Here is a 22,012-nt window from a genome sequence, read left to right on the forward strand (position 1 = left end):
TTCGTCGAGAAGAATTCAGCCGCTCACACGATCGTGTGAGCGGCTGAATTTATTTGTTCCTGCGGAGTCAGCCCTGAGCTTTGTTCTGAGCGATCGTGGTCGCCGGATGGACTGCTATGAGGCCGAGGCCGGCGCGACGCCTGCAGAGGCGAGCCAGCTCGTCGTACGCACGCTTTCCGAGAAGCTCCGTCAGTTCCGGCCCGTAGGACTGCCAGACCTGCCGTTCCCCGACATGAGCGTCAGGGGAGCCGGAGCAATACCAGGCGAGGTCGTCGCCGCCCTCGCCCCAACCGCGGCGGTCGTACTCGGTGATCGTGGTCTTGAGGATCTGGACGCCGTCCGGTCGGTCGACCCAGTCCTGGGTGCGGCGGATCGGTAGCTGCCAGCACACGTCCGGCTTCACCTCGAGCGGCTCGATGCCCTTCTTGAGCGCCATGGAATGCAGTGCGCAGCCCTCACCGCCGGCAAAACCGGGCCGGTTGAGGAAGATGCACGCACCTTTGTAGCGGCGGGTGCGCAGCGCGGGCTCGTCCTCGAGGTCGTCTTCCTCGACGTATCCCTTCTTGCCGAGACCCTTTTCCATGAACTGCCAGTCTTCGGCTGTGAGCATTTTCACTGACGCGTCGAGCTTGTCCTGATCTTCCTGATCGGAGAGGAAAGCGCCGTGCGAGCAGCAACCGTCGTCCGGGCGGTCGCCGATGATGCCCTGACACGCCGGCGTGCCGAACACGCAGGTCCAATGCGAGAGCAACCACGTCATATCAGCGGAAATGAGGTGTTCGGAGTTATCCGGATCGACAAATTCGACCCATTCGCGCGGGAAATCGAGATCGACCTCGGGGCTCGGAGTCATCTTGTGGGACCGGTCTGGGTTACCTGCTGTCACAAGGGCCGACCGTAGACCCAGTAACGTGGCGATGTGCGACTAGGGGTACTCGACGTCGGAAGCAATACCGTCCATCTATTGGTTGTGGACGCCCATCGGGGCGGCCACCCAACACCCATGAGCTCGACCAAGTCCACGTTGAGGCTGGCAGAGAACACCGACGACCGCGGCGATATCACCACGTCAGGGGCCGATCGGTTGGTGTCGACGGTCTCCGAATTCGCCGGTATCGCCAAGACGTCCGGATGCGAGGAAATGATGGCTTTTGCCACGTCCGCCGTCCGTGACGCCAACAATTCCGAAGCTGTGCTCGCCCGCGTCCGCGCCGAGACCGGAGTCAATCTCGAGGTTCTCTCCGGGGTCGACGAAGCACGGCTGACCTTTCTGGCAGTGCGCCGCTGGTACGGCTGGAGCGCCGGACGCATCCTGAACCTGGACATCGGCGGCGGCTCGCTCGAACTCACCGCAGGTGGTGACGAGGATCCGGACGTCGCCTTCTCACTGCAACTCGGTGCCGGACGGTTGACGCGCGACTGGCTCCAGGCCGATCCGCCGGGCAAGCGCCGGGTCGCCGTCTTGCGCGACTGGCTGGACGCGGAGTTGGTCGGACCAGCCAAGGAACTGCGCGCGGCCGGCGACTGGGACCGCACGGTCGGGACCTCGAAGACCTTCCGATCGTTGGCTCGGCTCACCGGCGCGGCCCCTTCTGCCGCAGGCCCCCGGGCGAAACGGACCCTGACTTCCAGCGGACTCAGGCAACTCATAGCCTTCATATCCAGGATGACGGCAGCGGACCGTGCAGAATTGGAAGGAGTGAGCTCGGATCGGTCACAGCAGATTGTGGCCGGCGCGCTCATCGCAGAGGCAACCATGCGGGCGCTCGGAGTGGACGAACTGGAAATTTGTCCCTGGGCATTGCGTGAGGGTCTGATTCTGCGAAAGCTCGACACAGAAATGGGCGGTGAATTGGTGGTGAGTGCTTGATGACCGAGGACAGTCAGCAGATTTCCGTAGCGGAACTGCTCAAGCGGAACGGTCAGAGCGTCGAATCCCGAGGTGGACGACGTCGGCGCGGCGTAGCCGGTGGCATCTCCGTCGCCGAACTGACGGGTGAGATCCCGATCGTTCGCCAGTCGGGATCGCGCGCCGCCGCCGAGCCAGAGTCGGCCGAAGCAGCAGCCCAACCTGAAGCCGCTGCGCCGGAGAACTCTGCACCTTCAGCGGCGGCCGAAGCCGTCGCGGAAACCGCCAAGTCAGCCGAACCGGCACCGAAGGTTCCCGCCGACCGCACCGCCGCCTTCGCCGTCTCGTTCGATGACGATGACGACGATGACGACGAGCCGCAGACACCCAAGGCCGAGTCGAAGCCGGCCGCGCCGCCGGTCACCACTCCGAAGCCGACTTCCACACCGTCTCCGGGACAGACCTCGAAGTCCTCGCCCGGACAGTGGGTGAGCCGAGCGCCGCTCAACTCCTCCTCGCCGACGCAGGTAACGCAGGAACCAGCCCTGCTGTCGGGTCAGACCCTGGCGGGCGACCTGATGCGTCAGGAGCGCGCCGCAACCCAGTCGCCGTCGTTGCGTCCGCCGATCCTGCCGCCGCGTGTCCCCACTCCCGTCGCCAAGGCACCTGCACCGGCTGCTCCTGCTCCGGCCGCGCCGGAAGAGAGCACCGAACTGATCGACAAGATCGCAGACGCGGACGCCGGCGAGGCCGAAGCGACCGCCGTGGTCGATCTGGTCAAGGCGCCGGTGGCCGCTGACGGTGCGACAAAGTCCACTGCCGTCGCCGAGTCCGAGACCGACGTGGAAGCCGAACCGGCAGCGGAAGAGGCCGGCGAGCGTAACTCGATCCGTGAATGGGCAGTGCTTGCCGGTCAGGTCGTTGTTGCGCTGATCGTCGGCGGCGCGATGTTCAAGGGCTTCGAGAAGCTGTGGGACATGCTGCCGTGGGTGGCGTTGGTGCTCGCGCTGATCGTGATCGTCGGCTTGGTGGCCGTCGTGCGGGTTCTACGCAAGACGGACGACATCACGAGTTTCGTGATCGCGGTGGTTGTCGGCATGATCGTGACGCTCGGTCCACTGGCGTTCTTGTTGACCTCGGGTTGATCGGACGATGATCGGGGGATCGCAGCGCATGGTTCGTCGGCCGATAGCCGTCGGTTTGTCGACGGCCTCGGTGTATCCGGAGAACACGGAAGCAGCATTTCGCTACGCCGCCGATCTCGGATACGACGGTGTCGAGCTGATGGTGTGGGCCGAATCCGTCAGTCAGGACATCGGTGCTGTTGCTGCCCTCGTTCGCAAGTACGCGATTCCGGTGCAGGCCGTGCATGCGCCGTGTCTGCTGATTTCGCAGCGCGTGTGGGGTTCCGATCCGGTCGAGAAGCTCGAGCGTTCGGTACGCACGGCCGAAACCTTGGGCGCGACGACGGTGGTCGTCCACCCGCCGTTCCGGTGGCAGCGCAAGTACGCCGAAGGCTTCGCGGAACAAGTTGTCGATCTCGAATCGAAGAGCAGCGTCGTGGTGGCGGTGGAGAACATGTTCCCCATGCGCGCCGACAGCTTCTTCGGTGGCAAGGACAAGTCCGCGGAGCGTCTGCGTAAACGTGGCGGTCCCGGGGCAGCGTTGTCCGCATTCAGCCCGTCGTACGACCCGACCGATTCCGATCACGCTCACTACACACTCGATCTGTCGCACACCGCGACGGCGGGAATGGACGCTTTGGAGTTGGCCTCCCGGATGGGCAAGGGCCTCGAGCACCTGCACCTGGCCGACGGCCGCGGGGCGTCGATGGACGAGCACCTGATTCCTGGACACGGTTCACAGCCGTGCGCGGAGTTGTGTCGGCAATTGGCTGCGAGCGACTTCAGCGGCCAGGCTGTCATCGAGATCAACACTCAAAATGCGCGTACCCGTCGGGAGCGGTCGTCGATGCTGGCGCAGGCGCTCGCGTTTGCACGCGAGCACCTGGCACGCTCAGCGGTGGCCGGCAAGTAGCGCAGCTTCGAACTGCGCGCGCACCTTCTCGACGTGTGCGTCGAGGTCTTTGGTCTCCCAGCCTTCGGTGGAGATGGGATCGAGCACCGAGACGTAGACCGGACCGGGATGGGCGACAAGCGAATTGCGCCACATCCGTTCGCCCGCGTTGTGAATCACCACGGGCACGATCGGCACACCGGCCTGGATCGCCAAGTGGAAGCCGCCCTTCTTGAACGGGCCCAGGCGTGGCGTCGGAGAACGGGTGCCCTCCGGAGCTATGACTATCGAGACACCATTCTTCAGCTTGTCGACTGCCGGTTGCAGCGCAGCCTTCGCCTTTGTGGTGTCGGTGCGGTCGATGTAGGCGACGTCGAGCAGTGCACCGACGGGCATGAACCGTGGATCGCTTGCCGCTTCCTTCTTCGCGACGCCGGTCACGTCACGCTTGATGACGGTGCCGAGGACCAACATGTCCAGGGAACTTTGATGATTGAACATGAACACCGCCGGGCGGTGATCCCACACGTTGTGCTCGCCGTCGATCTCGACGTCGATGCCGAGCAGTGAGAGTGAGATGTCGGGGCCGTACGTGCCCACCAGGTTCGCACCCAGTTGACGGTTGCCGGTGACGATGCCTGCCGACGCACCGAGGGCGGCGGTGGCAGCAAGCGCGCCCATGGCCGTCGCCGTTCGGATCGTCGAGATCGGTGTTGCGCCTCGTTGCGGTTTACGCAGGCTGACCGAAGGCCAGTGATTGCGCAACGCGATCTTGGCCAGACCACGATCGGGGTTCAACGCGACAGGTCGCCCGACGGCCTCGAGCATGAACACGTCTTCGACACCGTTGGAGTACGCAAACGCGTTCTTCAAGTCGGCGCCCATCTTCTCGGCATAGCCCGCAAGGGCATTGGCCTTGGCCGGCCCCCACAGAGCGGGCGAGGACAGTTCGCCGGTGAGCATGCCGTCGACGACTTCGGGCTCGGTGCACAGCACATCTTCGATATCGAGATCTTCGGCGACGTACTTGGCTTGGAACGGAGTCGCCGACGTGGCCATCACGATCGTGTGGCCGGCTCGCCGGTGCGCCGCCAGTAGTCCACGGGCTTCCGGGTAGATCATCGCGGCGATCTCCTGCTTGAACAACCGTCGGCCCCAGTCGTTCAGTTCCTCGACGGTACGGCCGCCCAGGGCGCGCACGCCGATGTCCATCAACGCTCCGACATCAGCGCCACGGAACTGGGTGTCGATCGCGGCACCGGTGGTGCGCAACAATTCGCCGACGCTGATATCCAAGCGTCGCAGGCGGTCTCGGTAGACGACGCTGGCCGAATATCCACTGATCAAGGTGCCGTCGAGGTCGAAGGCGGCGATCGTTCCGGGCCCGGGAGGGGCGGCTTCGATGGCGGAGTGCAGACGCTCGAGTCCGGTCACAGTCCTACTTCCTCGTTCGCGGCGGGCGCTCGGTTTGCTTCGGGAATGGTGACTACTGCAGCGGCGTCGGGCACCGGCATGGCCACCTGATCGAGCCGTGCATGCGCGAGTGCTCGGAGGTGGCGCAGACGCTCGACCTGAACCTTGATTTCCGCGGCGAATGCCAGGCGCCTGGCCCGGACGCCGTCGTCGTCGACTTCGATCAAGTTCCGGTTGCGCGCCAAATTCAGTGCAGTGGCGAACAATTCACCGGAAACCGATTCGTTGCTGGCGATCTGCTGCCGTAGGCGACGCTGATGTGCGACGTCGATGCAGTTGCTGACGAAGGACTTCTCGTCGAACGACGTCGAAATCGGGGCAAGCACAAGCTGATCGGCGACAACCTGGTACGCCTCGAGAAACGGTTGGAGCACACGGTGCGCGAGGTACGGCCGCACCGACTCGATCATGTGCTCGGTTCGTTTGTCGTCGGCCATGACGGTTTCCCACTCGGGATCGATCAGGGTCAGCTCGGTCCGCATCTCCTGCTCGAAGGTGTCCCGATCGCTGAAGAAGAACTCGAATTTCAACAGATCGCGGATGCGCTTGGCCTCGGCCCAACCGTCCCCGATGGGATCCTCGAACCGTTCTTCGACGGCTGCCTGCAGTACGAGTTCGGTGATGGCACGCACGACGAGAAAGTGAATTGTGTTGTTGCGGTAGAAGGCAGCTACGAGATGCTGGTCCTTGCCGAGGTAGAAGACCTGCTCGCCGCCGCGATCGAAGCGCTCGAGGACACCGGAATCGACGTGTGTCTGCAACGCCTTCTCGATGACGCGCGGATCGGACAGTTCGACGTCGCCGGCGATCGGAAGATTTCGCGCGGTGATGTACCCGAACAGCGGCGTGAGGATCGCGGTGAGTTCACGAACGGTCAACGCCCGGTCTTCGATTCCGAGGAACGCCAGCATCGCAAGCGAAGACACGGTCACCGGTGTGACCTCGTTGATGCGGTGACACACCTCGATGCCGGCCTTTTGAATGGCGAGGCGCTGATCGGTTTCCTGGCTGAGTGCGTCCGCAAGTGAGAGCGGCCGGCCGATGGTCACGTGTGCGACACCGTTCCGTTTTCCCTGTGCGCGTACGTAACCCACCATCCAGCGCAGGCCTTCCGGTGTCTTCTCGGCGCCGAGAGCCTCCGCAGCCATGGCCCCGACCTCGTAGAGCTGGTCGTAGCTCAGCGCGACCGGGACGAGATACACGTCGGATGCGCCGCTGACCTGAAAGGCCTTGGTCAGGTAGGTCAGGAGACCGAAGCGCGGCGGGCGTAGTTTCCCGGTACGCCCGCGCCCACCTTCGATGTACCACTCCAGATTGAAGCGCTTGGTCAGCAGGTAGCGCATGTACTCGTGCATCGACCACTTGTAGACCTCGTCGTTGCCGATGCTTCGACGAATGAAGACGGTGCCGCTGCGCTTGAGGATCGAGCCCATGGGCCAGAAGCTGATGTTGAGGCCGCCCATGACGTGATTGAGCGGCAATCCGTTCGCGATCAACGCCGGGCGCAGGACGAGGGGATCGAGGTACGAACGGTGACTGGGGAGGAAGACCAGTGAGTGTTCCTTGTTCAGCTCACGGAGTTCCTCGAACCGGCTCGTGTCCACGTCGAGCTTGTAGGCGCGAGCGAAATAGCGCCCCAGACGATCCCACACCGCGATGGCTTGGCGACTCTGGGTGGCAACCATTTCTTCGAGAGCTTCACGCGCGCGGCGGTCGACTTCGGCGACGGCGATGTTCAAGCGGTCGGCCAGAGCCATGACCTCGGTGGCGAACCGGCGGGTGTCGGTGATCTCGTCGACGACGAACCGCGACACCTTGTACTGGCCACCCAGAAGGCCCAATTCGGCACGCTCGAGCGCCAGGGCGGCCTGCCGTCGGATGAACTCGGGTAGCGAACCGCCACCGCTCTTTTCGAGACGACGCTCGAGATCGCTCAGTGGCGCCGGCTCGCCTTCGATGACCTGGCACCGTGACGGGTCGGTGCGCAGAGTTCTGCGTTGTGCGCCGCGTCCGGGGTGGAGAGGATCGCGTGGTGCCAGTGCGTCACGCAGTCGCACCGCGACGTTGTGCTTGGTATGGGTGTCCGGAATCCACACCACGCGAAGCGGCGCGAGCATCGGGTCGTCGGTCCGTGCCGCCAGTTCGGCAAGAGTCTTGTCGGTGATGTTGACGGTGACCGGCCGAGTTTCGGATGCGGTCGCCTTGTCGGCGAGCCACTTTCGCAGCACTCCGGCTTCGGCCTCTGTCATGGTTTCGGTGAGGTACACGCGCGGGTTGGTCGTGTTTTCGCTCATGACTCACGCACCTTCCGTTGTGACTCCGAGAGCCACGATCTCGTCGAGGCTCTCCTGCAAGCACTGCATGAGCAGTGCGGGCTTCGTGACCGCGGCGGTGTCGAGATTGATTCCGATGCAGCACACTCCGACGTGGGAGACCAGCGTTGCCATTGCTGCGCAACCGGGGGCCGGGCCGAACGGGAACATCCGTTCGATCTTCGCTCCGGCGAGATACACCGGTACCGGTACGCCGGCGACATTGCTTGCCTGCAGGTCCAGTCCTGTCGACTGGGACAGATACCAGTTCGCGAGTAGATAATTCGGCAGGCGGGCGAGGATCGGGGCGGCGACGTCGAGAGCGTCCAACGCCGGTTCCTCACGCAGACCCAGAACGATTTCCCGCACCTGCCTGATGCGTTTGGCGGGATCCGTCTCGGCGACCGGACCGTTGAAGCGAACGGCTGCAAACCGGTTGCCGCCGTTGGCGTCCGCGCCGGTGCGCATGCTGATGGGCATACCCATCGGGATGCTCTCGACGGATTGTCCGAACGACTCGTGGTAGCGACGGAAACCGCCGAGCAGGGCGGCGACGTAGGCGTCGTTGAGTGAACCACCGGCAGCCTTCGCTCCGGCCTTGAGTTCGGGAACACCCACTTCGAGAGTTCCGAACCACCGTCCGAGACCACGATCGTGGAGAAGAGGGGAACCGGAACGAGCTGGGGGAGTGACGATCTTGCGGAGTGAATTGGCGTAGCCGAGGACCTCGGAAGCGGTGCTGAACGGACTCGAGATCGCCGTGGTCGCAACATTGGTGGCGCCGCGGACCAGCTTGGCGATACGGGAGGGCGCACGCCGGATCTCGCTGACGACCTCCTCGCCGAAGGCGCCTACCGACGACAGGTGCTCAGGAGCAGGCGGCGTGCGGTCGGGCTTGTTCGGGGTGGGGTCCGGGCGACGGCTGTGCAGGAGCGTCATCATCTGGATGCCGCCCATGCCGTCGGTGATGGAGTGGTGAGTCTTGACCACGAACACGGCACGACCGTCGTCGAGACCTTCGATGAGCAGCGCGCTCCACGGCGGTCGAGCCTTGTCGAAAGGTTCGGTCGCAAGGTGACGACACATGCGCAGCGCGTGATCGAAGTCCGCCGGTGCGGGCAAGCGGACGCGTCGTAGGTGGTAGCCGATGTCGAACTCGGGATCAACCGACCACACCGGATTGCCCAGTTGCATCGCCGGTTCCACCGCGCGCATACGAATACGCGGAACCACGTGCGATGCCCACTCGACTGCGTCGAGCAGCCGGTCCCAATCCGGGGCACGATCGAGAACCTCGACCGCAACGATCGGTGAGCGCAGTTGCGGCTGCGCCTCTTCCATCCGCCACATTCCCGTCTCGAAGTCGGACATCGTGCGGTTCGCCCCCCAGGCAACCGCGGAAAGGTCGACGTCGACCGCGCTCGGAGGAACAAATGGATTGCTGTTGGCCATACGTCAAGAACTCCCTCGGTCTGCGGATCCACCCCGCGCATCTCTGCTTCTCAGTGTGGACCCGTGACCGTGGGCGCGTCCCGGTTTCGGTGTCAGCCGACAGGTGTGACGTTCGTCAGTTAAGGGCTAATCGGACATGACTGGAAATTCGACCAGCGCTCACGCAGTGACACCGACGGCTTTCAGAGCTATCTCGCGATAGAGAACACTGACTTCGCGCGGAGTCTGCGGTCCGTCGAGTCGATACCAGAGGACGACGGACTGACACATGCCCAGCAGTGCGCGGCCCGTTCCGGTGATGTCGGGGACCGTGAACTCACCGCTCTGGACGCCGGCCGTCAGTACGTCGACGAGTAGGTTCTCGAGCTTCTTTCGTTTGGCGGCGTAGCTCTTTCGTTCCGCTTCCTCGAGGTACCGCAGTTCGGAATCGAGGAAGGCTATGTCGGAGCGACTGGTCATGTGCAGAACACACGCCTCGATGAGATTGCCGAACTGCGCCGTCGGCGACGGTCCGGCAGCGTCGACCGCAGCGCTCGCGCGTGCGGTGACGTTCTCGATGCCCGGTTCCATCAGCGCGACGAGGATGCCCTGTTTGTTGCCGTGGTGGTAATACAGCGTCGGCACGGTGACGCCGGCGCGTTTTGCGATGTCACGAACCGACGCTCCGTGGTAACCGAGTTCGTGGAAGACCTCGAGTGCGGCGGTGAGCAGGGGAGTCAGCGTCAGTGGTTCGACGATGCGCCACTGTTCGTCGGGCTGAGCCTCCGACTGCAAATCCGTCATTCCGCCTGTTCGCTCCGTTCGGAAATTTCTGGTGGTGTGCGCAAAGAGGGTTCAACCCTAGCGCAAGGCACGTCCTCCTCATCGGTGCTCGGCCGCCATTGGATAGCATCACTATCCAGTAGTGGGCCGAAGCGAGTCGGATGGACGGAGGAGCGGTGAAGGTTTCCGAACTGGCCGCGCAGTCAGGCGTCGCGCTGGCCACGATCAAGTACTACCTCCGTGAAGGTCTGCTGATGCCTGGTGAGCCGACCAGCGCAACGGGAGCGAGGTACGGCGAACAGCACGTGCGGCGACTCGCGTTGATCAGAGCCCTGGCCGGGGCGGGACTCGCGATTCCGAGGATTCGCGCGGTGCTCGAACTGGTGGACAGTGACGAGCGATCCGAATTCGAGACGTTCGGCCGCGCAATCGCGCAACTACCGCCGTACGTCGAACCTGAACCGGATCCAGAGTTCCCCAGAGCTCGCAAGGTTCTGGAGTTTCTCGGTCAAGTCTTCGAGCCGAGGTACGTGGCGGTCGCTCACCTCGAGCGGGCACTGATCGGCCTCGAGGACGCAGGACTGAGTCTCTCGGACGAGCGTCTGCGCGCCTACGGTGACCACATCCGAGGGATTGCCGAGGTGGAAATCGAACTGATGCCCACCAGCACGACGGAGGACGGCATCCGATATGCCGTCCTCGGAACCGCCATGTACGAACCCGTTCTGACAGCTTTACGACGCTTGGCGCACCAAGACTTGGCCGCACGACATTTCTCGCAACACCGAGACAGCACCGAACAGGAAAATTGATGAGCACCAGCCCCTTTCAAGATCTCAATCGCCTCACCTCGCTCGGCGACGGGCGATACACCGCAACGATCGATCCGATCTGGACCATCGGGCCGAAAGTGCACGGCGGCTCCATGATGGCTGTGTGCGCCGCTGCCGCGCGTCAATGTCTGCGAGACGGCGCAGGTGAGACCGACTCGCTGGTGAAGATGCAGCCACTCGCGGTGAGCGCCAACTATCTGTCAGCGCCCGATCCGGGTGAAGTCGAACTGGAGGTGATCGTCCGAAAGCAGGGGCGCCAGGTCGCGTTGTTCGACGTCGAGTTGAGCCAGGCGGGCCGCAGCGCTGTTCGCGCGGCGGTCACGCTCGGATTCCCCGATGACGGCGATCCCACCTTCGTCACGGCCTCGTCGATCGACGACATGTCACCGGAACCGCCGGAGAGTGCGGTGGCAGTGATCGGCGATCACCCGATGGCGCAGGTCGTGCACGTCGGGCAGGGCTGCGACATGAGGATCGACACCACCTCGGCGCACTTCCTCACCGGGAGCCAAGGCGAGGCCGAGGTCAGGATGTGGGTTCGTCCTCGACCCGAGGACGAAAACGACCTCGACACCGCCGTGCTGTTCGCGATCATGGCCGGTGACATCAGCGCGCCGGTGACGATGAACCGCGGCCTGTTCGGGTGGGCGCCGACGGTGCAGTTGACGACGTACCTGCGCCGACTACCGACGCCGGGATGGCTTCGCGTGCGGGCAAGCTCGGATGTTCTGGGCAGCACGTGGTTCGAAGAGGATCATGCTGTTCTCGATTCGGCGGGCGCGGTCGTCGTACAGAGTCGTCAATTGGCGATGATGCCCCGCTAGGGTCGATCGCTGCGGTCGTGGCAGGCTGTTCGCCATGACAAGAATTGCGATTATCGGTGGCGGCAAGATCGGCGAGGCGCTGATTTCCGGGCTGTTGCAGGCCGGCCACGCCATCAAGGATCTGGTTGTCGCGGAGCAGTATCAGCCTCGCGCAGACGAATTGATTGCCGAATACTCGATCCGAGTCAGTTCGGTCGCGGACGCAGCCGAGGGTGCAGACGTCATCGTCATCGCGGTCAAGCCCAACGACGTCGAATCAGCCCTCACCGCGTTGACGAAGGTCGATCTGGACGGTGACCTCGAGCAGCTGATCGTTTCTCTCGCGGCGGGAATCCCCACCGGGTTCTTCGAAACTCGTCTGCCCGCAGGCTTTCCGGTCGTCCGGGTCATGCCGAACACCCCCATGTTGGTGGGAGAGGGCGTGAGCGTCCTGTCACCCGGACGTCACGTCAAGGCCGAGCATCTCGAGCTCGTACGCGGCATCCTCGGCAGCGTCGGCAAGGTGGTGACGGTTCCCGAATCGCAGATCGACGCGGTCACTGCTGTCTCCGGTTCCGGCCCGGCCTACTTCTTCCTCGTTGCCGAAGCGATGATCGACGCGGGAGTCGGTCTCGGCCTGACACGCCCGGTCGCCACCGAATTGGTGGTGCAGACGATGGTCGGTTCCGCAGCGATGCTCGATCGCACCGGCGACAGTGCGACGGATCTTCGCGCCGCGGTGACGTCACCGGGCGGAACGACGGCTGCAGCACTGCGTCAGCTCGAAGCGGGCGGCCTGCGGACGGCGTTCTTCGATGCCTTGGATGCCGCGAAGTCGCGTTCGGCCGCGATGGGTGCAGCTGCGGAATAGTCGTCCGTTTAGCCACACCCGTCGCTTTAACCCCACCAGTACAGCTAAGCTCGACTTAGTACGTACGTGTCTGTTCCGCCGGAGGGGAAGCCGGCGGCGCGAGTCGTGCTGGAGGTATGTGGATTAATGGTGTCTGCAAACAAGCCGTCCATGGGTTCGTCCCACGACGGAAAGCCGGCAGTGGCCGGCACGCAATTCCTCACTGTTGCTGAGGTAGCAACTTTGATGAGGGTGTCGAAAATGACTGTGTACCGGTTGGTACACAGTGGCGAATTACCCGCTGTACGAGTGGGTCGTTCGTTCCGTGTACATGCGAAGGCAGTGCACGATTACCTCGAAACCTCGTACTTCGATGCCGGCTGACCAGCCGGTTCGAGGAGGATGACCTCGGCGTGAGCCGAGTCGCGGGCACAGCGGTTGCTGTGCCGGAGGCTCGGTTTATGCCGAGTGACTCCACACCGGTACGATGAGTCACTGTCGTACCAGCAAGCTGGTGTCGTAAGGCGCTGAGCTAGTTAAAACGAGGGCCAGGCGCCAATTGCTTGGCGCAGGCGTACGTGACCGGCGTGCGCAGGAACGCTAGAGAAGAACGTGAGGGACACCCGCTATGGGTTCAGTGATCAAGAAGCGTCGCAAGCGCATGTCGAAGAAGAAGCACCGCAAGCTGCTTCGTCGTACCCGAGTACAGCGCAGGAAACTCGGTAAATAAGCAATACCTGTTGATGCCCGCCGCCCCTTCCGGGGTGGCGGGCATCAGCATATTCGGGGGGAGGCGATGTGTGCCGCGTCTCATCGGCTGGGCGGTTTGTCTTGAATGGCCGAAATTTGGGTAGTCAGCGCGGGACCCCCTCTGCCCGTAAAGTGGGGGAAAATCGCGGGAGGGACGCTTCGGCAGAGCGCGTTTCTACTGGATATGGGGGTACTTGGTGGTTGAAGGTGACAACACTTCAGGGGGCACGACGCCTCGCGTCGTACTGGTGACCGGGGCGAGCAGATTCCTCGGCGGGTACCTGGTGACCAGGCTTGCGCAGAATCCGTCGATCGAGCGTGTCATCGCCGTCGACGCCGTCAGTCCGAGCAAGGACATGATGCGCAGGATGGGCCGCGCGGAATTCGTGCGAGCAGACATCCGCAATCCGCTGATCGGCAAAGTGATCCGAAACGCCGAGGTCGACACCGTCGTGCACGCGTCGACGCTTCAGAAAGCCCCCAAAGCCGGCAGCCGCGCCGCGATGAAGGACATGAACGTCATCGGCGCCATGCAACTGTTCGCGGTCTGCCAGAAAGCTCCGACGGTTCGCAAGGTGGTCCTGCGCTCGGCTTCGGTCGTCTACGGGTGCAGTGCGAAGGATCCCGCTCAGTTCACCGAAGAAATGAGTGCGCGCCGCCGGCCGCCGGGCGGATATGCCCGCGACAGTCTCGAGATCGAGGGATACCTTCGCGGAATGGGGCGTCGGCGCCCGGACATCTCGGTCGGGATTTTGCGGTTGGCGCCGTTGATCGGACCTCAGCTGACTGCGACCGTCGGCCACTACGTCACCGCCCCGCTCGTGCCGACCATCGTCGGCCGCAACGCGCGCCTGCAATTGCTCCACGTCGAGGATGCGCTCGCAGCGTTGGAGAAGGCGACCATCGGCCACGCCTCGGGTACGTACAACATCGCCGGCGACGGAGTGGTGATGATGTCGCAGGCGATCCGCCGGGCAGGACGCGTGGAAGTTCCCATGCCGCTCGCTCTGTTCCGCAGCGTCGGGAGCGCATTGGTGGGATCGTCCATGAGGCTCTACACCGACGAGCAACTCGAGTACTTCCGATTCGGCTGCGGACTCGACACCACTCGCATGCGCAGCGAACTGGAGTTCGAGCCGCGATGGACCACCATGCAAGCACTCGACGATTTCATGCGCGCGACGCAGACCCGCCGGATCATCAAGTCCGAGTGGATCGATCGGGCGGAGAATGCGTTGACCACCATCCTCGGCGGTGACTCCGCGGCGGCGACAGCAAGTGCAGACGTGATGCACATGCCGTTGTCGGGACGAAGTGCGGTGAAGGGGTGACTGACGTGGCGAAAGTAATTCCCCTGCGGCCCAGCGCAACTCACGCCGGAAAGTCGGCAACTTCTCGTTCGCGTGAGTCCGTCACCGGCGCGGAGCGTGACATCCGTGAACAAAGTGAGCGTCGGCATCCGTCCGGAGCGTCGTCGGCAGCCGACCACGGCGGCGAGAACACGCTCGTCGATGCGGCCCGGTCTGCGCTCGTCGACCAGATCGCCTCGGCAGCAGAATTCTTCCGACGTCGGGTCTCCGGCGACTACGAGGTCGACGAGTTCGGATTCGACCCGCATTTCGCGGACAACGTCGTCATGCCGATGTTGCGGCCGTTGTTCGAGAAATGGTTTCGCGTCGAGGTCAGTGGGATCGAGAACATTCCCCTCACCGGGGGAGCGCTGGTGGTCGCCAATCACGCCGGTGTGATCCCGATCGACGGACTGATGACGTCGGTTGCCGTGCACGATCATCATCCGGCGCATCGTCCACTGCGAATGCTGGCTGCGGACATGGCATTCGAGATGCCGGTGGTGGGCGGACTGGCGCGCAAGGCCGGTCACACGCTCGCGTGCAACCCCGACGCCGAGCGTCTGCTCAACGACGGTGAAGTCGCCGCCGTGTTCCCGGAAGGATTCAAGGGCATCGGGAAACCGTTCAGTGAGCGGTACAAGTTGCAGCGGTTCGGGCGTGGTGGATTCGTGTCGGCCGCGATGCGTACCGGCGTCCCGATCATTCCGTGCTCGATCGTGGGTTCGGAGGAGATCTATCCCAAGATCGGTGATCTGACCACTCTCGCACGAGTTCTCGGTCTTCCGTATTTCCCGGTGACGCCACTGTTTCCGCACTTCGGGCCGCTCGGCCTGGTGCCGTTGCCGTCGAAGTGGTACATCGAATTCGGAAAGCCCATCGTCACCGACACGTTCGAGAGCGGTGCCGCCGACGATCCGATGGTCCTGTTCGAGGTCACGGACCACGTTCGGGAAACGATTCAGCAGACGCTGTATCGGTTGCTGGCCAAGCGGCGCAACGTCTTTCTCGGCTGAGTTCGGTCCGGAGCGAGAATCGATCCGGACCGAACCCGCTCAGGCGTTCTGTTCTTTGCGCCGGGCGAGAATTGCCGCGAGCGCACCGCCGACCGCCCCGAGCACCAGTGCCGTCGGCACGCCGATCTTGGCGGCCTTTCGTCCGGTGCGAAAATCGCGAACTTCCCAGCCGCGGTTCTTGGCGAGTTCACGAAGATCCGCGTCGGGATTGATCGCCACCGGCGTTCCCACCAGCGAGAGCATCGGTACGTCGTTGTGGCTGTCCGAGTAGGCGGAACAGCGCTTGAGATTGAGTCCTTCACGCACCGCCAACGTCCGCACGGCGTGCGCCTTGCCCATGCCGTGCAGGATGTCACCGACGAGTCGACCGGTGAAGACGCCGTCCTCACTCTCGGCGACGGTGCCCAGTGCACCGGTCAGTCCGAGTTTCTCGGCGATCACCTGAGCCAGTTCGACCGGAGTGGCCGTCACCAACCACACCTGTTGCCCGGCATCGAGGTGCATCTGGGCCAACGCCCTCGTGCCTGGCCAGATCTTGTCGGCGATGACCTCGTCGTAGATCTCCTCGCCGAGGCGGGCGAGTTCGGCGGTGGATCGACCGGCCACGAAGGACAGTGCTTTCTCGCGGCCTTCCGCGACGTCGTCACTGCTTTCTCGGCCGGTGACTCGGAACTTGATCTGCTTCCACGCGAAATCCACCAGATCCGAGGTTTTGAGATACTTGCGTGCGGCGAGACCACGGGCGAAGTGGATGATCGAGGCACCCTGCACCATGGTGTTGTCGACGTCGAAGAATGCGGCGGCCGTGAGGTCGCGCGGAACGGCCGGGGGCTCTTCGCCGGTTTCCGGTTCGGAGGGATTGGCAGCTTCGTGCAATGCCAGAGCTGCGTCAGCGCTCGCCTCGCCGGCGAGATTGGCTCGAACTTCCGACTCACTCGGGCCCAGCGGATTCTTCACATGTCGACGTCCGGGGAGAATGACCCCGGCCAGCCCTGATCCGAATCCGGAGCCGTTCGGTAGTGATCGCGCAGGCACCCGCACCTCCCGTGTTGCACTCTCGAGCAGAGAACTCTTCGAGTCAGCCTATCCTCCGCGGTGAGGCCCGATGGGTTGGATGGCGACCTTCCCTGTGGTGTGTGACGTTCCTCTCCGCTGATTTGGTACCGAGTGGGGCTCCGGAGGCACACTCGACCGATCAAGTAGATGGCGTCCCAGTAGAAGAAAGGTATGCGTCGATGACTACAGCTACGCATGAAGTAACCCTGTTGACACGCGCAGGATGCGCGTCCTGTGTCGGCGCGGCGGAGGTACTACGACGGGTCTGTTCCGAGTTCCAGCTCGAATTGACGTGCATCGACGTGGACGAAGCTGCTGCGACGGATCCGGAGCTGAGAGCGGAATACGGAGACCGGTTGCCGGTGATTCTTCTCGACGGACGCGAGCACGGTTATTGGGAAGTTGACGAAGAGCGCCTTCGTGACGATTTACGCAAGTAAGGCAACCCTCAAAGTTGTCCGCGGAGCCGCTTTGCAGGTGAACGGCACATCGAACCCGTCTCGAGCAACTTTGTGCATGGGTTCACAAGCGGTTACCGTGGTGTGAACATTCCCCCGGAGCATCGTGGAGGTCGACAGTCGTGTCGACCGGACGAGGAGCCAGCGACGTGACCGAACCGCACCAGACGCATGAGCCTGTGGCTCAGCGCGTCACCGGCGCTGCGGGCTCTTCCGTCACCGACGCTGCCAGCGCCTCGGTTACCGACTCGATCACTCAGGATCGCGTCATCCCCCAGGCTACGGTGACGCGCTTGGCCGCATACCTGCGGGTCCTCGGAGTGATGTCCGATCGCGGTACCTCCATCGTCTCGAGCGAGGAGCTCGCCCAGGCGTCGGGCGTCGGATCAGCGAAATTGCGCAAGGATCTCTCGTTCCTCGGACCCAACGGCGTCCGCGGTGTCGGGTACGACGTCAACAGGCTCCGCATTCGCATCGAGCGTGCACTCGGACTCGATCGTGGGCACAAGGTCGTTCTCGTCGGAGTCGGAAATCTCGGCAAGGCGCTTGTCGGGTACGGCGGATTCAGTCGCCGAGGTTTCGAGATGGTCGGACTCTTCGACAGTGACGCAGATCGAATCGGAAGCCGAGTCGGTGACCTGGTCGTGCGTAGCACCGAGGAACTGACCGTCGCCTGCCGCGAACTGAACGCCACCATCGGCGTCATCTCCACCCCGGGCGAGGCAGCGCAGGGCGTGTGCGACCAGTTCGTCAGCGCCGGGTTGCGTTGCATCATGAGTTTCTCGCCGATTGCCCTCGACGTTCCCGATCACGTGGAGCTGCGACGTGTAGATCTTGCCGTCGAGATGCAGGTTCTTTCCTTCAACAGCGCACGCAATGCCGATCAGGCATCCAGTGCGCCGCGAGTACGCGTGGCTCACGCCGCATCCGCTTCGTCAGTCCCATCCACCAGTTCACCCGCTCCGGTCGGAGCAGGTTCGACAAGAAACGGATCAGTGATCGCGCCGTGAGTGTTCTGCTTGTCGGGGTCTCGCATCGAACCGCGCCCGTCCCGGTGCTCGAGCGAGTGGCTGTTACCGACACCGATCGTCCGAAGCTGATCGACAAGCTTCTGGCGTCTTCGCACATCTCCGAAGCGATGATCGTCTCCACCTGCAACCGGGTGGAGGTCTACGCGGTGGTGGACGCGTTCCACGGTGCACTCACCGAGGTCGGTGAAATCCTGGCCGACCATTCGGGTCTCGATCTGACGGCGCTGCACGCTCACGCGTACGTCCGCTACAGCGAAGCAGCGGTCGAACATCTCTTCGCCGTGGCCAGTGGCCTCGACTCGATGGTGATCGGCGAACAGCAGATTCTCGGCCAGATCCGTTCGGCCTACGCATCTTCGGACGCGCAACAGGCCGCCGGACGCGTCGTCCACGAACTGGCTCAGCAGGCATTGCGCGTCGGCAAGCGAGTGCATTCCGAAACCGGAATCGACTCCGCCGGAGCATCTGTCGTGTCCGTGGCTCTCGATCGTGCAGCCGGCATCATCGGCGAGGGCGGCCTGGTCGGCCGCACCGCCGTGGTCGTCGGGGCAGGTTCGATGGGCGGTCTGTCGGTTGCGCATCTCACCCGCGCCGGAATCGCACGCATCGTCGTCGTCAACCGGACCCAGGAACGCGCCGAGCACCTCGCCGAGACGGCACGATCCAACGGCGTCGACGCCGACGGTGTTGCCTTCGACCAGCTTTCGGCCGCGATGGCGCAGGCAGATGTCATGGTCACCTGTACCGGCGCGGTCGGGGCAGTGGTCACCCTGGCGGATGTGCACCGCGCACTCGCCGAGCCCGATCGCGACAACACCAAGCACCTGGTCATCTGCGACCTCGGGCTGCCGCGCGACATCGATCCCGCCGTCGCCGGCCTGCCGGGTGTCACCGTTCTCGACATGGAGACGCTGCAGCGTGATCCGGCGGCAGGCGCAGCCGCGTCCGACGCAGATGCCGCACGCACCATCGTCGCCGGCGAACTTGCGACCTACCTTGCCGGACAACGCCTCGCCGAGGTCACTCCGACCGTGACGGCTTTGCGTCAGCGCGCCGCCGACGTCGTCGAAGCCGAACTGATGCGTCTCGATTCGCGTCTGCCCGGCCTGGACGATCCGCAGCGCGACGAGGTTGCGCGCACCGTGCGACGCGTCGTGGACAAGCTTCTCCACGCCCCGACCGTGCGCGTCAAGCAACTGGCGTCGGCCCCCGGGGGCGACTCCTACGCAGCAGCGCTGCGCGAACTCTTCGAACTCAGCCCCGGATCTCCCGCGGCCGTGGCCACACCCACCGATCTGGTGGACGGCGACCGCACTGGAAGGGACCTGCAGGCATGAGCGTCACCACCCCTCGATCGGGGAGCCCGCTGCGGATCGGCACTCGCGGAAGTCTTCTCGCGACCACGCAGGCCGGCACCGTGCGCGATGCCCTCATTGCAGCGGGACATCCCGCCGAGTTGGTCATCATCAAGACCAAGGGCGACCAGTCCACCGATCCCGTCCAGAAGATCGGCGTCGGAGTGTTCACCGCAGAGCTTCGGGAAGCCTTGCTGGACAACCGCGTCGACGTTGCTGTGCATTCCTACAAGGACTTGCCGACCGCTCAGGATCCGCGCTTCGTCATTGCTGCGATTCCGCCTCGTGAGGATCCGCGTGACGCGCTCGTCGCCCGCGACGGTCTGGTCCTCGGGGAGCTTCCGGCCGGTTCCAAGGTGGGAACCTCGGCGCCCCGCCGTGTTTCGCAGCTCAAGGCACTCGGGCTCGGCCTCGACATCGTGCCGTTGCGGGGCAACCTGCAACGCCGTCTCGGCAAGGTCGAATCCGGTGAACTCGACGCCGTGATCCTCGCTCGCGCCGGCTTGTCCCGGATCGGTCTGCTCGACCTCATCACCGAGAACATCGAGCCCGTCCAGATGCTCCCCGCTCCGGCCCAGGGTGCTCTGGCCGTCGAATGCCTTTCTGCCAATACGGAATTGGCGGCGATCCTGGCCGAGCACGACGACGCCGGTACCCGTGCGGCAGTCACTGCCGAGCGTGCCCTGCTCGCCGAGTTGGAAGCCGGCTGCACCGCGCCGGTCGGTGCGATCGCGGAGATCGTCGAATCTCTCGACGACGACGGCAGAATCTTCGACGAACTGTCGGTACGCGGCTGCGCAGCCGCCATCGACGGTTCGGACGTCATCCGTACCGGCGCAGTGGGTGCGCCGGACAAGGCCGAGGAACTCGGCCGAGCGGTAGCGCGCGAGTTACTCGAACTCGGCGCCCGTGAGTTGATGAACGTGACTACAGGCGAGGCAGCCGATGTTTGACGCCCCACTTTGCACTTGCACCAAGTTCCCATTTCGATACAGCGCACTGGAGAATCACCGATGACCCGAGTCCGAAAGAACACTCCCGGACGGATCCTGTTCGTGGGATCGGGACCGGGCGACCCCGCCCTGCTCACCGTTCGCGCACGTGACGTCCTCACCGGCGCCGCAATGGCATTCACCGATCCGGACGTCGACAAGGGCGTCGTCGCGCTCGTCGGCATCGACATGGGCCGCGACGAGGAGACCGGCGAGCTGATCGCGGACGTGCGTCCGGCACTCGGTGAACCTGCCGAGGTTGCAAAGACATTGGTTCACGAGGCCAAGAACGGCCACGACGTCGTGCGTCTGGTCTCCGGCGACCCGCTGACCACCGATTCCGTGATCGCGGAGGTCACCGCAGTCGCCCGCACGCAGGTTCAGTTCGAGGTTCTCCCGGGTCTGCCTTCCGGTTCGGCTGTGCCGAGTTACGCAGGCATGGCGCTCGGCTCGGGTCACACCGAGGCCGACGTTCGCGGTGAAGTCGACTGGGCTGCTCTGGCCGCTGCACCGGGACCGCTTGTCCTGCATGCAACGTCAGGACATCTCGCCGAGACCGCCAGCGCGCTGGTCGAGAACGGCTTGGCTCCGCAGACGCCCGCTGCCATCACCGTCCGCGGCACCACTCGTCAGCAGCGAACCGTCGAGGCAACTCTCGCCACTCTCAACGAAGCCGGATCCGAACTGGTGGGCTCGCTCATCGTCACGGTCGGCAAGGTTGTCGCGCAGCGCAACAAGATGTCGTGGTGGGAATCGCGCGCACTGTACGGCTGGACTGTCCTCGTGCCGCGCACCAAGGATCAGGCCGGCGAGATGAGCGACCGTCTGGTCACTCACGGAGCCATCCCGATCGAGGTTCCGACCATCGCCGTCGAGCCGCCCCGCAGCCCGGCTCAGATGGAGCGTTCGGTCAAGGGTCTCGTCGACGGTCGCTACCAGTGGGTCGTCTTCACTTCCACCAATGCCGTTCGCGCAGTATGGGAGAAGTTCGAGGAGTTCGGTCTCGACGCTCGCGCCTTCTCCGGTGTGAAGATCGCCTGCATCGGCGAAGCAACCGCTGCCAAGGTTCGCTCGTTCGGTATCAACCCCGAGCTGATCCCGACCGGTGAGCAGTCCAGCGAAGGCCTGTTGGCCGAATTCGCTCCGTACGACGACGTTTTCGATCCGGTCAACCGGGTTCTGTTGCCGCGCGCGGACATTGCAACCGAAACCCTCGCCGAGGGCCTACGTGAACGTGGTTGGGAGATCGACGACGTCACCGCCTACCGCACCGTCCGGGCAGCGCCGCCGCCGGCCGAGACCCGCGAGATGATCAAGACCGGTGGATTCGACGCCGTCTGCTTCACCTCGTCCTCGACAGTGCGCAACCTCGTCGGCATCGCCGGCAAGCCGCACGCCCGCACGTTGGTCGCGTGCATCGGCCCGAAGACGGCTGAAACCGCTATCGAGTTCGGTCTGCGCGTCGACGTGCAGCCCGAGACCTCGCAGGTGGGACCGCTGGTGGAGGCTCTAGCCGAGCACGCAGCGCGCTTGCGTGCCGAAGGTGCTCTGCCGCCCCCGCGCAAGAAGTCTCGAAGGCGCTAGCGCACCCGTGAGTGGTTGAGGAGTCTGTGGACTCCTCAACCACTCACAGGTTCCGACGAAGGAGGGCTACT

Annotated in this window: 21 protein-coding genes; 15 read left to right on the top strand and 6 right to left on the bottom strand. The window is 64.1% G+C overall.

Annotated elements, in window-relative coordinates:
- Positions 1-67 precede the first annotated feature (67 nt).
- A complete protein-coding gene (locus tag V3587_RS14290; RefSeq protein ID WP_003941928.1) occupies positions 68-853 on the bottom strand; it encodes a hypothetical protein in 786 nt (261 codons plus the stop codon).
- A gap of 66 nt (positions 854-919) precedes the next feature.
- Here V3587_RS14290 and V3587_RS14295 point away from each other — a divergent pair, with 66 nt between their 5' ends.
- The 3 genes from V3587_RS14295 to V3587_RS14305 are packed head-to-tail and all read left to right on the top strand — an operon-like array spanning position 920 to position 3,886.
- Positions 920-1,870, top strand: coding sequence for a Ppx/GppA phosphatase family protein (locus V3587_RS14295; RefSeq protein ID WP_003941975.1), 951 nt, complete (start codon positions 920-922; stop codon positions 1,868-1,870).
- A complete protein-coding gene (locus tag V3587_RS14300; RefSeq protein ID WP_235171641.1) occupies positions 1,870-2,994 on the top strand; it encodes a hypothetical protein in 1,125 nt (374 codons plus the stop codon). The genes V3587_RS14295 and V3587_RS14300 overlap by 1 nt, the downstream gene beginning before the upstream one ends.
- A 7-nt stretch (positions 2,995-3,001) precedes the next feature.
- The gene (locus tag V3587_RS14305) at positions 3,002-3,886 is read left to right on the top strand and encodes a sugar phosphate isomerase/epimerase family protein (RefSeq protein WP_095970386.1); all 885 of its coding nucleotides are present in this window, start codon (positions 3,002-3,004) and stop codon (positions 3,884-3,886) included.
- Here V3587_RS14305 and V3587_RS14310 read toward each other — a convergent pair.
- The 4 genes from V3587_RS14310 to V3587_RS14325 all read right to left on the bottom strand — a co-directional run bounded on the left by V3587_RS14310 (position 3,866) and on the right by V3587_RS14325 (position 9,885).
- A complete protein-coding gene (locus tag V3587_RS14310; protein ID WP_003941905.1) occupies positions 3,866-5,299 on the bottom strand; it encodes an HAD-IB family hydrolase in 1,434 nt (477 codons plus the stop codon). The genes V3587_RS14305 and V3587_RS14310 overlap by 21 nt on opposite strands.
- Positions 5,296-7,632 (bottom strand): glycerol-3-phosphate 1-O-acyltransferase, encoded by a 2,337-nt coding sequence (locus V3587_RS14315; protein WP_124568180.1) that lies wholly within the window; start codon positions 7,630-7,632, stop codon positions 5,296-5,298. The genes V3587_RS14310 and V3587_RS14315 overlap by 4 nt, the downstream gene beginning before the upstream one ends.
- A 3-nt stretch (positions 7,633-7,635) precedes the next feature.
- Complete coding sequence (locus tag V3587_RS14320) at positions 7,636-9,102, bottom strand: wax ester/triacylglycerol synthase domain-containing protein (RefSeq protein ID WP_124568181.1); 1,467 nt, start codon at positions 9,100-9,102, stop codon at positions 7,636-7,638.
- A 159-nt stretch (positions 9,103-9,261) separates the two neighbouring features.
- Positions 9,262-9,885 carry a TetR/AcrR family transcriptional regulator gene (locus V3587_RS14325; protein WP_166811142.1) on the bottom strand — a complete coding sequence of 208 codons (624 nt, stop codon included), beginning with the start codon at positions 9,883-9,885 and terminating at the stop codon, positions 9,262-9,264.
- A gap of 155 nt (positions 9,886-10,040) precedes the next feature.
- Between V3587_RS14325 and V3587_RS14330 the strand changes: the two genes are divergently transcribed.
- The 7 genes from V3587_RS14330 to V3587_RS14360 all read left to right on the top strand — a co-directional run bounded on the left by V3587_RS14330 (position 10,041) and on the right by V3587_RS14360 (position 15,465).
- On the top strand, positions 10,041-10,676 hold the full coding sequence (locus V3587_RS14330; protein WP_095970483.1) for a MerR family transcriptional regulator: 636 nt from the start codon (positions 10,041-10,043) through the stop codon (positions 10,674-10,676).
- Complete coding sequence (locus V3587_RS14335; RefSeq protein ID WP_235171642.1) at positions 10,676-11,521, top strand: thioesterase family protein; 846 nt, start codon at positions 10,676-10,678, stop codon at positions 11,519-11,521. The genes V3587_RS14330 and V3587_RS14335 overlap by 1 nt, the downstream gene beginning before the upstream one ends.
- A gap of 34 nt (positions 11,522-11,555) precedes the next feature.
- Positions 11,556-12,371, top strand: a complete 816-nt coding sequence (gene proC / locus V3587_RS14340; RefSeq protein ID WP_124568185.1) for a pyrroline-5-carboxylate reductase — start codon at positions 11,556-11,558, stop codon at positions 12,369-12,371.
- Positions 12,372-12,497: 126 nt separating this feature from the next.
- The gene (locus tag V3587_RS14345) at positions 12,498-12,734 is read left to right on the top strand and encodes a helix-turn-helix domain-containing protein (protein ID WP_003941845.1); all 237 of its coding nucleotides are present in this window, start codon (positions 12,498-12,500) and stop codon (positions 12,732-12,734) included.
- A gap of 244 nt (positions 12,735-12,978) precedes the next feature.
- A complete protein-coding gene (locus V3587_RS14350; protein ID WP_003402602.1) occupies positions 12,979-13,080 on the top strand; it encodes a 30S ribosomal protein bS22 in 102 nt (33 codons plus the stop codon).
- Between the two features lie 217 nt (positions 13,081-13,297).
- A complete protein-coding gene (locus tag V3587_RS14355) occupies positions 13,298-14,431 on the top strand; it encodes an NAD-dependent epimerase/dehydratase family protein (RefSeq protein ID WP_283376749.1) in 1,134 nt (377 codons plus the stop codon).
- Positions 14,428-15,465, top strand: coding sequence for a lysophospholipid acyltransferase family protein (locus V3587_RS14360; RefSeq protein WP_200315957.1), 1,038 nt, complete (start codon positions 14,428-14,430; stop codon positions 15,463-15,465). The genes V3587_RS14355 and V3587_RS14360 overlap by 4 nt, the downstream gene beginning before the upstream one ends.
- Before the next feature lie 39 nt (positions 15,466-15,504).
- On the opposite strand, the gene V3587_RS14365 is transcribed toward V3587_RS14360, so the two are convergent.
- Positions 15,505-16,500, bottom strand: coding sequence for an HAD family hydrolase (locus tag V3587_RS14365; RefSeq protein ID WP_124568188.1), 996 nt, complete (start codon positions 16,498-16,500; stop codon positions 15,505-15,507).
- A 200-nt stretch (positions 16,501-16,700) separates the two neighbouring features.
- Between V3587_RS14365 and V3587_RS14370 the strand changes: the two genes are divergently transcribed.
- From V3587_RS14370 to V3587_RS14390, 5 genes are all read left to right on the top strand, one after another.
- Complete coding sequence (locus V3587_RS14370; RefSeq protein ID WP_095970481.1) at positions 16,701-16,961, top strand: glutaredoxin family protein; 261 nt, start codon at positions 16,701-16,703, stop codon at positions 16,959-16,961.
- Positions 16,962-17,101: 140 nt separating this feature from the next.
- Entirely contained in the window at positions 17,102-17,989 is an 888-nt protein-coding gene (locus V3587_RS14375; RefSeq protein ID WP_283376748.1) for a redox-sensing transcriptional repressor Rex, read from the top strand.
- Positions 17,986-19,347: a glutamyl-tRNA reductase gene (locus V3587_RS14380; RefSeq protein WP_003941867.1), complete on the top strand. Its 1,362-nt coding sequence runs from the start codon at positions 17,986-17,988 to the stop codon at positions 19,345-19,347. The genes V3587_RS14375 and V3587_RS14380 overlap by 4 nt, the downstream gene beginning before the upstream one ends.
- Positions 19,344-20,318 carry a hydroxymethylbilane synthase gene (gene hemC, locus V3587_RS14385; protein WP_050656226.1) on the top strand — a complete coding sequence of 325 codons (975 nt, stop codon included), beginning with the start codon at positions 19,344-19,346 and terminating at the stop codon, positions 20,316-20,318. Before V3587_RS14380 ends, hemC begins: the two co-directional genes overlap by 4 nt.
- Positions 20,319-20,378: 60 nt before the next feature.
- Positions 20,379-21,941 carry a uroporphyrinogen-III synthase gene (locus tag V3587_RS14390; protein WP_003941969.1) on the top strand — a complete coding sequence of 521 codons (1,563 nt, stop codon included), beginning with the start codon at positions 20,379-20,381 and terminating at the stop codon, positions 21,939-21,941.
- Positions 21,942-22,012 lie beyond the last annotated feature (71 nt).

Source organism: Rhodococcus sp. IEGM 1306, from assembly GCF_036541985.1.
GTDB lineage: Bacteria > Actinomycetota > Actinomycetes > Mycobacteriales > Mycobacteriaceae > Rhodococcus_F > Rhodococcus_F qingshengii.